Here is a 12822-nt window from a genome sequence, read left to right as displayed (position 1 = left end):
GAGAGGTAATTTCACGTGAACATCCGCAAGCTCGTCGTCGCGGCCATCGGTGCCGCCGGCCTCCTCACCGGTACCGTCTGCGGCAGCGTCGCAGTTGCCGACCCGTCCGGCTCGCCGGCCTTCCGCCAGCTGTCCGGTGTGGGCTCCGACACCACCCAGGACGTGATGAACGGTATCGCCAACGCCGTCACGATCAACGGTGTCAAGGTCATCGGTTCGTACAACGCCACCGGCACCGCGAACGTGACCACCAAGGACCCCGCCACGACGCCGGGCTGCACCATCCAGCGTCCGAACGGTTCCGGCGCCGGCCGCACCGCGCTGCTGACGTCGCTGACCGCCGGCAACGGCTGCCTGGACTTCGCGCGCTCCTCCAGCCTGACCCTGACCGCCGCGACCCCGGGTCTGACCTACGTCCCGTTCGCCGTGGACGGTGTCAGCTACGCGATCACGCCCAGCAGCACCGTGCCGCGCAAGCTCGGCCTGGCCGACCTCAAGGCGATCTACCACTGCGACCCGGCTTACGTGGGCACCGCCCCGAACTACAAGCTGACGGCGCTTCTGCCGCAGGCCGGTTCGGGCACCCGCTCCTTCTGGGAGTCCACGGTCGGCATCACCGAGGCCGACGTGGTCGCCAACGTCTACCCCTGCATCAAGGACACCAAGGGCGGCGCCCCGGTGCAGGAGCACGACGGTCGCGTGCTCGACGACAAGTCGATCGTTCCGTTCTCCATCGCCCAGTACAACTCGCAGTCGTCGCAGACCGTCGCCGACCTGCGCGGCCGGGCGATCCTGGGCACCATTGACGGCCTCGCGCCCAACGTTCTCAACACCAACTTCGGTGTGAAGCGCGACGTCTACAACGTCATCCCGACCAGCAAGATCGGCACGGCTCCCTGGAGCACCGTCTTCGTCGGTTCGAACTCGCTCGTCTGCCAGCAGACCGGCGTGATCAACACCTACGGCTTCGCGGCCAACCCGAACTGCGGTGACACCAGCAAGCAGACCCCCTGACGCGGTCGCTTCATTTCATCCCCCCATGGATGTCTGAACCTTCGCTTTCGCCACTTTCTCATCCTTCCCAGAGGGAGAGCACGACTGTGTTGAAGAACAAGTTCTCGCGAGCCCTGGCGGGCGGTCTCGCGGGTACGGTGGCCGTCCTGACGGCCGGGCTGCTGGTAGCCCCCGCCGCGCACGCCGACGAGATCGGTACCGCCGTGGCCAACCCCGCGCGCGGCTCCGACACCCAGAGCATGGACTTCACGATGAGTGGTCCCTGCCCGGACCCCTCGACCAACATCCTTGTCTACGTCCAGGGCGCGGGTTTCCCGGACGAGGGCCAGAACGTCGTCGGCAACTCCCCGTTCGAGACCTACAACTCGACGGAGACCGGCGGGCTCATCATCCCGCTGACGGAGACGATGCGTGACTACGCCAACGAGGCGGGCTTCAGCACGCTTCAGGGCAAGTACACGTTCACCGTCACCTGCCGCAAGGCGTTCGGCGACACCATCTACGGTGAGTTCAAGTCCTCGATCTGGTTCACGTCCAACACGACGTACCAGAGCACGGACCCGGACGTGAAGACGGCCACCTCCACCGCCCTCGCGGTGTCCCCGAACAGCCCGGTCACCGCCGGCACCCCGGTCACCCTGACCGCGACCGTCGGCCCCGCCGGCGTCGCGGGCGAGGTGCAGTTCAAGGACAACGGCGCCGCCCTCGGCACGCCGAAGGCCGTGAACGGCGGCACCGCGGCCCTCACCACGAGCAACCTGTCCTCGGGCAGCCACTCGCTGACGGCCGAGTTCACGCCCTCCGACACGGCCTACGCCGCGTCGACGTCCACCGCGGTGGACTACCAGGTGAACGTCGCCCCGGCGACCGCCACCACCACCGCGCTGGCGGTCTCCCCGTCCGGCACGGCGCCGCAGTTCAGCCCGGTCAAGCTGAGCGCCACGGTGGCGCCCGCCGCCGCGGCCGGCTCGGTGAAGTTCCAGGACACGGTGGGTGGCAACACTTCCACGCTGGCCACGGTGCCGGTCAACGGCGGTGAGGCCTCCTTCACCACCAGCAGCCTGCCCAAGGGCGACCACGCCTTCTCGGCGACCTTCGTCCCGGCCAACACGGCGGACTACCTCGGTTCGGACTCCGGCGCGATCCCGTACGTGATCGGTGCCTTCAGCGGTGTCTCCGCCTCCGAGGACATCACCACCACGGTCGAGGCCGGCGCGCTGGCCATCAGCGTGGACAACCCGCACGTGACCCTGCCCTCGCCGGTGCTCAACGCCGACGGTGACCTGCTCACCACCGCGGGCAAGATCAACCCGGTCACCCTGACCGACACCCGCGCCGGTAACCCGGGCTGGTCCGCCAGCGGCCAGGTGACCGACTTCTCCGACGGCGGCACCCACGCCATCAACGGCCAGAACCTCGGCTGGACCCCGAACGTCATCGACCACTCCCCGGCGCAGACCGTCACCGCCGGCACCAAGGTCGACGCGGCGCACGGTGCCGAGGCCGGGGACGCGGGCACGGCGGGTCTGAAGTCCTCCCGCTCGCTCGCCATCGGCACCGGTCTGGGCACGGCGCACTTCGGGGCGGACCTCGCCCTGAACGCTCCGACCTCGACCGTCGCCGGTACCTACACCGCGACCCTCACGCTGACGGCCATCTGAGCCGGTAGCAGGTCATGGGGCGGTGCCACCTGAGGCCGCCCCGGGCCGGGACGGGCAGCGATGCCCGTCCCGGCCTCCGGCCGCATTCACCCTCCCGTACTGCCCGCGCCCGAACGGACGACCTGACATGATCACGCGTTCCGCCCGCCGGCTGGCCGCCGTCCTGGCCGCCTGCCTCTTCGCCGTTCTCCCCGCAGCCGAAGCCGCTTCGGCCGCTCCCGCACAGCCGTCGTCCGCACGGCCGGCCGCGGATCCGCACGGGCGCACCACCTTCGGCGTCCAGCCGTCGTCCGCGAAGAAGCCCGACGCCCGGCCGAACTTCTCGTACGGCGTCACCCCGGGCGCCGCGGTGCGCGACTACCTCGCCGTCTGGAACTACGGCAACGAGCCGCTCACCCTGAACGTGTACGCCGCCGACGCCATCAACACGGCCGAGGGCGGCTTCGACCTGCTCGCGGGCGGCGCCAAGTCCAAGGACGCCGGTGCGTGGGTGAAGGTCGGCAAGAGCCGCGTGACCATTCCGCGGCGCTCGAAGGTCATCGTGCCCTTCACCCTGACCGTCCCCGCCGCCGTGACCCCGGGCGACCACGTCGCCGGCATCGTCGCGTCGCTGGCGGGAGTCCGCACCGACAAGAAGGGCGACCGGGTCAAGGTCGACCAGCGCGTCGGCGCCCGTGTGTACGTCCGGGTGGCCGGCGAGCTCAAGCCCCGGCTGACCGTGGAGGACGTGCACACCAGCTACCACGGCACGGCGAACCCCTTCGGCAGCGGCTCCGCCACCATCACGTACACCGTCCGCAACATCGGCAACGTCCGGCTGGGTGCCCGTCAGATCGTGAAGGTCCGCGACCTGTTCGGCGGCACCGCCAAGATCACCGGTGTCGAGGACATGGCCGAGCTGCTGCCCGGCACCAAGCTCACGTTCACCGCCAAGGCCACCGGCGTGCTGCCCACGGTGCGCGACACCGCGACCGTGCAGGTCGACCCGGTCTCCGTGCGCGGTGACATCAAGCACCCCATCCTGCCGCGGGTGACCCGCACCCAGGGCTTCTGGGCCGTGCCGTGGATCTGGGTGGCCGTCGTGCTCCTGGCCGTCGGCGCCGGTCTGTTCTTCTGGCTCCGCGGGCGCCGCCGCCGTCCGGGTTCGGCCGCCCCTGCCGGCCGCCCCGCCCCCACCGGGTCCAAGCGGGCCCCCAAGGCGAAGGCGGCCGCGCCGGTCGCCATGGTGCTGGCCGCGCTGGTGGGCTGGATGGGCGCGCCGAGCGCCGCCGCGGCCGCCCCCGGCGCCCTCTCGGTCTCGCCGCCGCACGGCTCGGCCATGCAGCCGATCACGCTCACCGCCGCGGCCCCCTGCCCGCCGGCCACCACGTACGTCATCGTCCGGGTGCACGGAGCCGGCTTCCCCAAGGGCGGCCAGAACGTCGTCGGCAACGCGCCGATCAGCACCTACCCGCAGGGTGTCGGCGGCGGCCTGACGATCCCGCTCACCTTCACCATGCAGGACTACGCCGCCACGGCCGGTTTCCGCGACCTGCACGGCACGTACACCTTCACGGCGACGTGCCTCAAGGGGGCCTTCGACGACAAGGGCCTGCGGGACTTCACCGGTTCGGTGCGCTTCGTCTCCAAGGACGCGTACCGCGACGGCACGCAGGCCGAGCCCGAGAACCCCGCCGCGGGCACGACCGGCGGCGGCCAGGAGGTGCAGGGCATGCAGGGCGGCACGGGTCAGGCCGATCCGTCCGCCCCCGTCGGCCCGGCCACGGGAACGGGTACGGGCGCGGGCGTGCCCAGCGGCGCGCCGGCCGGCTCCGCCGCGCAGAACGTCCAGGGTGGCACCTCCGGCGACCCCCTGGTCGCCACGGCCGCCTCATCGGGCTCCCACACCGCGCTCGTCGCCTGGTCGCTCGCCGGCTTCGTCGTCGCCTTCCTGGTGGTCGCCTTCGGCGCGACCCAGTGGGCGCGCGGCCGCAAGGGCCGTGCCGCCACGGCCGATTCGGACGACTGAGCGTCCGTCACCACATCAGACCCTACGCAAGAGGAGAGAAGATCATGTCCATCAGAAGCCTGTCCCGGCCGGCAGCGGCCGGCCTCGGAGCCCTGGTGCTCACGTGGGGCGCGGTGGGCCTGCTCGGTGCCTCCGCCGCGCACGCCGAGGTCGTGGGAACGATGACGGTGGCCCCGGACCACGGGTCCGACACCAGCGGCATCACCCTGACCACCGACGCCCTCTGCCCGGCGCCCGCGGACTACGTCATCGCCTCGGTGAAGGGCTCCGGCTTCCCCGCCGAGGGCCAGAACGTCGTGGGAAACGCGCCGACGAGCACCTACAACCAGACGCCCGAGGGCGGCTTCGACGTGCCCCTGATCGAGACGATGCGCGACTACGCCAACGAGGCGGGTTTCAAGGTGCTGGAGGGCAAGTACACCTTCACCGTGACCTGCGGGAGGGCCTTCGGGGACACCACCTACGGGGACTTCACCGGGTCGATCTGGTTCACGTCCAACACCACGTACCAGTCCACCGACCCGGCCGCGCCGACGAACACGCCGACCACGACGCCGACCACCACCCCCACCACGACGCCGACCACGACGCCGACGACCACGCCGACCGACACCGCGGAGCCCACCGACACCGGTGAGCCGACCGACACGAGTGAGCCGACCGACACCGGTGAGCCCACCGACGGCACCGCGGACGGCGGCACCACCGACGGCGGTACGACCGACGGCGGTTCCACGGACGGCGGTTCGACGGACGGCGGCACCGAGGGCATCTCCACCAACGTGAACGGCGGCGGTACCGGCGGCGGCTCGCTCGCGGCCACCGGCGCCAACGCGGCCGTTCTCGGCGGCACCGCGGCCGCCCTGGTCGCGGCCGGATTCGCCGCGGTGCGCATCGCGCGCCGCCGCGGACTGCTCACCTTCCACGACACCCCGAACGACTGAGGTCCGGAGACGACCATGATGTCCACCACCGCACGCCGCTGCCTGTCGGCCGGCGTCGCCTCCCTGCTCGCCGCCGGCGCGCTCGCGCTCGGCACCTCGGGTGCCCGTGCCGACGTCGTCGGCACGATGAAGGTGACCCCGTCGACCGGCTCCGACACCCAGGGCATCTCCCTGAGCACCTCGGCGCCCTGCCCGGAGCCCGCGACCAACCTCATCGTCTCGGTGAAGGGCGCCGGATTCCCCGCCGAGGGCCAGTACGTCGTGGGCAACTCGGAGATCGCCATCTACAACCCGACGCCCGACGGCGGCTTCGAGGTGCCTCTCACCGAGACGATGCGCGACTACGCCAGCGAGGCGGGTTTCAGCACGCTCCAGGGCCGCTACGACTTCACCCTGACCTGCCGCAAGGCCTTCGGCGACGCCACCTTCGGCGACTTCACCACGTCGATCTGGTTCACCTCCAACACCCACTACCAGGACACCCTGCCGCAGGTCGCCACCACGACCACCCTGGCCGCCTCCCCGGCGGGCCCGGTCGTCGAGGGCTCCGCCGTGAAGCTCACCGCCACCGTCGCCCCGGCCGGGGCCGCCGGCACCGTGCGCTTCCTCGACGGTGCGACGCAGGTCGGCTCCCCGGTCAACGTGACCTCCGGAACGGCGTCCCTGAGCACCAGCGCCCTCAAGGTGGGCACCCACTCCCTGAAGGCCGCCTTCACCCCGGCCAATTCGGCGGCGTACGGGGCGTCCACCTCGGCGGTCAAGTCCTTCGTCGTCAAGATCAAGCCCCCGGCGCTCGTGACGGCCGCCAAGGTGACGGGCACCGCCCGGGTCGCCTCGACCGTGACCTGCTCGGTGAGCTTCCGCGGCGCCAGCACGGTGACCTACGCCTGGCTGCGCGACGGCAAGACGTACGGCGGGAAGACCGCCAGGACCCTGGTCCTGGCCGCCACGGACTACAAGCACAAGATCGCCTGCCGTCCCACCGCCGGCAACAGCACGGGCAAGCTCACCGTCACCAGCCCCGCAGTGACCGTGGCCGTCGGCCCCGCCCTGCAGAACGCCACCAAGCCCGCGATCTCGGGCACGGCCAAGGTGGGCAAGCGCGTCACCGCCAAGGTCGGCACCTGGAAGCCCTCGGGCACGTCCTACAGCTACGTGTGGCGGCGTGACGGCCACAACATCAAGGGCGCCACGCACTCCACGTACGTCCTCACCAAGTCCGACCGCAAGCACCTGGTGACCGTCGTGGTCACCGCGCGGCGGACCGGCTACACGAACGGCACTGCCGTCTCCAAGTCGGTGAGAGTGGCATGACCCCAGCCGGCACCCCGGCCCCGGTCGCCGAACTCGGCGAACGGCCCGCCGCCCCCTCGGGGGCCGGCGGGCCGTGGGGCCACCCCTATGCCTTTGTGCCGGAGGCCGGATCCGAGGCCGGCCGGGCGCGCGTGACGCGCCCGGCCGGCCCCGGGCTGCGCGTGGCAGGCGCCGCGCTCAGCATCCTCGCGGCACTGCTCCTCGGATTCGTCGCCGACGTCGGCCTGCTCGGCCACGTCCGGCACGTCCGCGACCGGCAGGTCGACTACGCCGACCTGCGCGGCGAACTCGCCAACGGCGTCGCCCCCGTGGGCGCGGCGCCGATGGAGGGCGTCAAGCAGCTCGCCCCCGGCGTGCCCTTCGCCGTGCTGGAGATCCCGCGGCTGCACCTGCGCGAGGTCGTCGACGAGGGAACCACCGCCCGCACCCTGTCCCGCGGGCTGGGCCACCGCCGCGACACGCCCCTGCCCGGCCAGGCCGGCGTCAGCGTCATCATGGGCCGCCAGGGCATGTACGGCGGGCCCTTCCGCAACCTGGACGGACTGCACGAGGGCTGGACCATCAAGGTCACCACCGGCCAGGGCACCCACACCTACCGGGTGATCGGCGTGCGCCGCGCCGGCGACCCGCAGCCGCAGGCCGTCGCCCAGGGAGGCGGCCGCCTCACCCTGATCACGGCCGACGGCACGCCCTTCATGCCGTGGGGCATCCTGCGCGTCGACGCCGACCTCATCTCGCCGGCCCAGCCCGCGTCGGCGCCCGCCGTCGCCGCCGCCGCCCTGCCGGACGACGAGAAGCCCATGGCCGTCCAGAAGTCCGCCTGGCTGCCCCTGGTGCTGTTGGGCCAGGCCCTCGTGGCCGCGGCGGCCCTGCTCGCGTGGGCCCACGCCCGCTGGGGACGGCGGCACGCCTGGGTCGTGGGTGTTCCCGTGCTCGGCGTGCTCGGCCTCCTCGTCGCGGACAACGCCGCGCTGCTCCTGCCCAACCTGATGTGAGGACCCGTCCGTGACCGAGACCACCATCCCGCTCCCGCCGATCCCCGGGCACCCCGAGGACGCCCCTTCCGGTGCCACCCTCGAAGCCAACCGCATCTCCTGCTGGTTCGGCGACCACAAGGTCCTCGAAAAGGTCTCCCTGACCATGCCCGCCGGGCAGGTGACCGCCCTCATCGGCCCGTCCGGCTGCGGCAAGTCGACCTTCCTGCGGACCCTGAACCGCATGCACGAGCTCATCCCGTCCGCGTCGCTCGCCGGCGAGGTCCTGCTGGACGGCGAGGACATCTACGCGCCCGACCGCCGGCTCACCGAGGCCCGCCGCCGGATCGGGATGGTCTTCCAGAAGCCCAACCCGTTCCCGGCGATGTCCATCTACGACAACGTCACCGCGGGCCTGAAGCTCACCGGGCTGCGCGTGCGCAGCGACGCCAAGGACGCCCTGGTCGAGGAGTGCCTGACCAAGGCCGGCCTGTGGAAGGAGGTCCGGTCCCGGCTCCGGCAGCCCGGCGGCGCCCTGTCGGGCGGTCAGCAGCAGCGTCTGTGCATCGCCCGCTCGCTCGCCGTGCGCCCCAAGGTGCTGCTGATGGACGAGCCCTGCTCGGCGCTGGACCCGACCTCCACCCGGCGCATCGAGGAGACGATCCGCGAACTGGCCGACGAGGTCACCATCGTGATCGTCACCCACAACATGCAGCAGGCCGCCCGCGTCTCCGACCAGTGCGCGTTCTTCCTGGCCGAACAGGGCACGCCCGGCGGCATCGTGGAGCACGGCCTCACCACGACCATGTTCTCCACGCCCGCCGACCCGCGCACCGCGGACTACGTGGAGGGTCGCTTCGGGTAGGGGAAGGCCATGCCTCCTCAACCGGTCCGTGGAGTCCTCGCCGTCGTCGGCTCGGCCGCCGGCGGCGTCGAGTCCCTGCGCGACGGCCTCGTGCTGCCCGCCCTCGCCCGCGGCTGGCGGGTGGCCGTCACGCTCACTCCCACCGCCGCCCGCTGGCTGCCCCCCCTCGGCGAGATCGACCGCCTGGAGCGCGCCACGGGCCTGCCGGTGCGCGACGAGCCGCGGCTGCCCGCCGAGCCCCGGCCGCATCCGGCCGCCGACTGCCACGTGGTGGCGCCCGCGAGCGCCAGCACGGTGGCCAAACTCGCCCTCGGCATCGGCGACAACCAGGCCCTCACGCAGACCTGCGAGGCGCTGGGCACCCGCGGTGTCCCGGTCGTCGTCCTGCCCGCGGTCAACGCCGCCCACGCCCGGCATCCCGCCTGGGGCCGCCATCTCGCGACGCTCCGCGAGGCCGGCGTCCACCTCGTCGACGACCCGGCCGGCCGCCCGCTCCCCGAGCCCCGCACGTCGCTCGCCGCTCCCGAACTGCCCTGGGGCGCCGTGCTCGACACGCTGGACCGCGTCATGGGCGGCTGAGGCGTCACACGTGCGGGGTCACCGGCGCCGCGGTCTCGTAGCGGGCGATGTTCCTCGCGGCGCCCTGCACGAGCGGCTGCAGACGGTCCGTCAGTTCCTGGTAGTCGCGGACCCGTCCGTCCGACCACTGGGCCAGCCCGACGATCATCACGCGTCCCACACCGGCGAAGGACTGCACCATTCCGCTGTCCGCCGGCAGGACCGGCAGCCCGGACCCGCGGGGCGGGGTCTGGGCCGCCACCTGGTAGTCGCCGAAGTTCGTCATCAGCCAGGTCACCAGCCGCAGCGTGTCCCGCGGATCCTTCATCGTGAACACGGCCAGGTTGAACCGGTCGCCGTGCGCGTCCTTGTAGAGCGCGATCTCCTCGCCCACGCAGCCCTTGCTCGCCCTGATGCGCCCCGCCAGCGAGGGCCCGACCGAGTCGCGCGCCGTGCACGACTCCATCACGGTCGCCCCGAGCCGGGTGAACACGCCGTCGGTCCCGTTCGCCATCCGCGCCGGGAACAGCTCCGCCGGCGGGGCCATCGGCCGTTCGTCCGCCGCGGTCCCCGGGGTGGCGCGCACCGCCGGCGCGGAGGCCGCGGGTACCGCCATGTCCGTGTCCTGGGGCGCCTCGGCCGGCTGCCGGAGCACGAGGAAGGCCGCCAGCGCCGCGATCACGGCCAGGGCGGCATTGCGCGGCCAGACCGGTTCCGAGTTGTTCGTCTGCATGGCGGGACCGTAGTGATCACTGCCGTACTCCGGGATACGCGCGGGTCACGGCCCGATGGCCGTCCGGCTGCGCGGAGCACCCGGTCCCGGCCGCCGACGCGTTCAGGACGCTGACGCCAGTTCCGCCTCGGCCCAGACGACCTTTCCGCCCGTCACCGAGCGGGAACCCCACCGGCGGGACATCTGCGCGACCAGGAACAGGCCGCGGCCGTTCTCGTCGACGGTGCGGGCGCGGCGCAGATGCGGCGAGCACACGTCGGTGTCGAACACCTCGCAGGTCAGCACGTGGTGGTGGATCAGGCGCAGGCCGATCGGGCCGGTGCTGTGGCGGACGGCGTTGGTGACCAGCTCGCTGACGATCAGCTTCGTGGACTCCTCGAGACCCTCCAGGCCCCATTCGTCCAGCTGGAAGGTGGCCAGGTGCCGGGCGCGGCGCGCGGCCGTGTCGTCGCTGGGCAGCGTCCAGGAGGCGACCTGGGCCGGGTCGAGCGACCGGGTACGGACCAGCAGCAGGGTGACGTCGTCGCACGGCGCCTGGTCCGGGTAGGGCTCCGTCGCGAGGTCGCAGAGGTCCTCCAGGGACCGCCCCGGCTGGGCGAGGGAGGTGCCCAGGCGGTGCATTCCCTCGTCGATGTCGTGGCCGCGGGTCTCGATCAGGCCGTCGGTGTACAGGGCGAGCAGACTTCCCTCGGGCAGTTCCAGCTCCACCGACTCGAAGGGCACTCCCAGCCCGATGCCCAGCGGGGTTCCGGTGGGCAGCTCGGGGAAGCTGACCCGGCCCCGGGGGTCGATGACCGCGGGCGGGGGGTGCCCGGCCCGTGCCATGGTGCACCGGCGGGTGGCCGGGTCGTACACGGCGTACAGGCAGGTGGCGCCCACCGCCGCCGGGGTCTCGTCGTCGTCCTCGTCGGCCAGCCGCTGGACCGTGTCGTCGAGGTGGGCCATCAGCTCGTCGGGCGGCAGGTCCATGTCGGCGAGCGTCTGCACGGCGGTGCGGAGCCGGCCCATGGCCGCGGCGGCGTGGAGACCGTGCCCGACCACGTCCCCGACGACCAGCCCCACCCGGGCGCCGGACAGCGGGATCACGTCGAACCAGTCACCGCCGACCCCGTGGTCCACGTCGGCGGGCAGATAGCGGGAGGCGGCCTCGACCGCCGTGCCGCCCCGCAGGCGGCTCGGGAGCAGGTTGCGCTGGAGCGCGAGGGCCGCGGTGTGCTCGCGGGCGTACTGGCGGGCGTTGTCCAGCGACACCGCGGCACGGTTGACGAGTTCCTCGGCCAGGAGCCGGTCGGCCTCCTGGAACGGCACCGGGTCCTGGGTGCGGACGAAGACGACCATGCCCAGCACGGTGCGCCGCGCGCGGATCGGCACGATCATCAGCGAGTGCACGCCGTGCTCGTGGACCTTCCGGGCCAGTGCCGGGATCTTGTCGATCCACAGCCCCGGAGCGGTGTCCAGGATCGGCTCCAGATGGGTCCTGCCGGTGCACAGGACCTCGCTGAAGGGCGAGTCGGGCGGGACGGGGACCGGCTCCCCGCGTACCCAGACGGACTCCGGGACCCCCCGGTGGATCGAGGCCAGACCGGCCCGCCGGAAGACGGGCTGCCGCTCACCCGGACCGATGCGGACCGGGGGTCCCTCACCGAACGGCACCGCCTGCTCCAGGTCCACGGCGACGTAGTCGGCGAGCAGGGGCACGGCGAGGTCGGCCAGTTCCTGGCTGGTCTGCATCACGTCCAGGGTGCTGCCGAGGCGGGCCCCGGCCTCGCCGAGGACGGCGAGCCGCTCGCGCACCCGGCGGCTCTCGGTGACGTCGACGCTGATGACGCACACCCCCAGCGGCTGTCCGTCGGCGCCCTGCAGGCAGTGGAACGAGGCCGCGAACGGGTGCTCGGGGCCCAGATTCGTCGGCAGCCACGTCCGGTACTCGTGGACCTTGGTCGTGCCGCTCCGCAGCACCTGCCGCATCACGCCCTCCAGCGCTTCGGCCTTGGTGCCGGGCAGCACATCGGTGAACCGCTGCCCGAGCCGGAGGTGCAGGGGGATGCCGTCGTGGTCCTCCATCACGTCGTTCGCCCAGGTGCACCGCAGCTGCCGGTCGCGGACGACGATGCCGATCGGCGCGCGGGTCAGCAGCGCGCCCCGCATCGCCTTGTTGCCCGCCTTCCCGGACATCGCGCCGACGTCGCCCACGGACGCGAGCCAGCGCGTTGTCCCGTCCTGCCCCCGCACCGTCGAGAAGCGCAGGCCGACGTCGACCGTGCGTCCGTGGCGGTCGCGCACGTCCGTCGTGCCCGACCAGCCGTTGTCGTCGCGGCACTTCTCGACGAAGGCCGACATCGTCGGGGCTTCCCCGAGGGAAGGGAGGACGGGTGCGGCGGACCGGCCCACCGCATCGCAGGCCGAATATCCGACGAGACGCTCGGCGGCCCGGGTCCAGGCGACCACCGTCCCCCGCTCGTCGAGCAGTGCGATGGCCGAGTCGGATATCGCGGACGTGTCCGTGTGTTCACTGAGCGTGAGCGTGGTGGTGGTCATCGGACTTCTCCCTCGGGCAGGCGGGCGCCCACGGCGGTGCTTGATATGTCGCTTTCAGGGCTGTTTACGCATTCGACCGGACGCGGCGCCGATCTGTGACACACGCCTCAAAAAGCCCCTCCGCGAGGAGGGGCGGACGTACGGGGCTGCGACAGGCCGACGCGGCAACACGGTCCGCTCCGGGCCGTGTTCACGGCCACGAGCCCGGCGGGG

General features: G+C 72.4%; 10 protein-coding genes. 8 read left to right on the top strand and 2 right to left on the bottom strand.

Going from position 1 to position 12822, the window contains the following annotated elements:
• The first annotated feature begins 15 nt into the window (after window positions 1-15).
• The 8 genes from ACIP64_RS07925 to ACIP64_RS07890 all read left to right on the top strand — a co-directional run bounded on the left by ACIP64_RS07925 (window position 16) and on the right by ACIP64_RS07890 (window position 9359).
• On the top strand, window positions 16-1014 hold the full coding sequence (locus ACIP64_RS07925) for a hypothetical protein (protein WP_401582923.1): 999 nt from the start codon (window positions 16-18) through the stop codon (window positions 1012-1014).
• Between the two features lie 86 nt (window positions 1015-1100).
• Window positions 1101-2675 (top strand): Ig-like domain-containing protein, encoded by a 1575-nt coding sequence (locus tag ACIP64_RS07920; protein WP_401582922.1) that lies wholly within the window; start codon window positions 1101-1103, stop codon window positions 2673-2675.
• 127 nt (window positions 2676-2802) lie between these two features.
• Window positions 2803-4683 carry a hypothetical protein gene (locus ACIP64_RS07915; RefSeq protein ID WP_401582921.1) on the top strand — a complete coding sequence of 627 codons (1881 nt, stop codon included), beginning with the start codon at window positions 2803-2805 and terminating at the stop codon, window positions 4681-4683.
• A 44-nt stretch (window positions 4684-4727) separates the two neighbouring features.
• Entirely contained in the window at window positions 4728-5627 is a 900-nt protein-coding gene (locus ACIP64_RS07910; RefSeq protein ID WP_401582919.1) for a hypothetical protein, read from the top strand.
• Between the two features lie 15 nt (window positions 5628-5642).
• Window positions 5643-6941: an Ig-like domain-containing protein gene (locus ACIP64_RS07905; protein WP_401582917.1), complete on the top strand. Its 1299-nt coding sequence runs from the start codon at window positions 5643-5645 to the stop codon at window positions 6939-6941.
• Window positions 6938-7936, top strand: coding sequence for a sortase (locus ACIP64_RS07900; protein WP_401582915.1), 999 nt, complete (start codon window positions 6938-6940; stop codon window positions 7934-7936). The genes ACIP64_RS07905 and ACIP64_RS07900 overlap by 4 nt, the downstream gene beginning before the upstream one ends.
• 40 nt (window positions 7937-7976) lie before the next feature.
• On the top strand, window positions 7977-8780 hold the full coding sequence (locus ACIP64_RS07895; RefSeq protein WP_401583213.1) for a phosphate ABC transporter ATP-binding protein: 804 nt from the start codon (window positions 7977-7979) through the stop codon (window positions 8778-8780).
• Between the two features lie 9 nt (window positions 8781-8789).
• Entirely contained in the window at window positions 8790-9359 is a 570-nt protein-coding gene (locus tag ACIP64_RS07890; protein WP_401582914.1) for a flavoprotein, read from the top strand.
• Between the two features lie 4 nt (window positions 9360-9363).
• On the opposite strand, the gene ACIP64_RS07885 is transcribed toward ACIP64_RS07890, so the two are convergent.
• Window positions 9364-10071 (bottom strand): hypothetical protein, encoded by a 708-nt coding sequence (locus ACIP64_RS07885; protein ID WP_401582912.1) that lies wholly within the window; start codon window positions 10069-10071, stop codon window positions 9364-9366.
• 102 nt (window positions 10072-10173) lie between these two features.
• Window positions 10174-12609, bottom strand: a complete 2436-nt coding sequence (locus tag ACIP64_RS07880; RefSeq protein WP_401582911.1) for a SpoIIE family protein phosphatase — start codon at window positions 12607-12609, stop codon at window positions 10174-10176.
• Window positions 12610-12822 lie beyond the last annotated feature (213 nt).

It is taken from the genome of Streptomyces sp. NPDC088733 (genome assembly GCF_044751185.1).
Lineage (GTDB): Bacteria > Actinomycetota > Actinomycetes > Streptomycetales > Streptomycetaceae > Actinacidiphila.
Note: the sequence above shows the minus strand (reverse complement) of the source record. Positions and strands in the feature narration are given on the sequence as shown.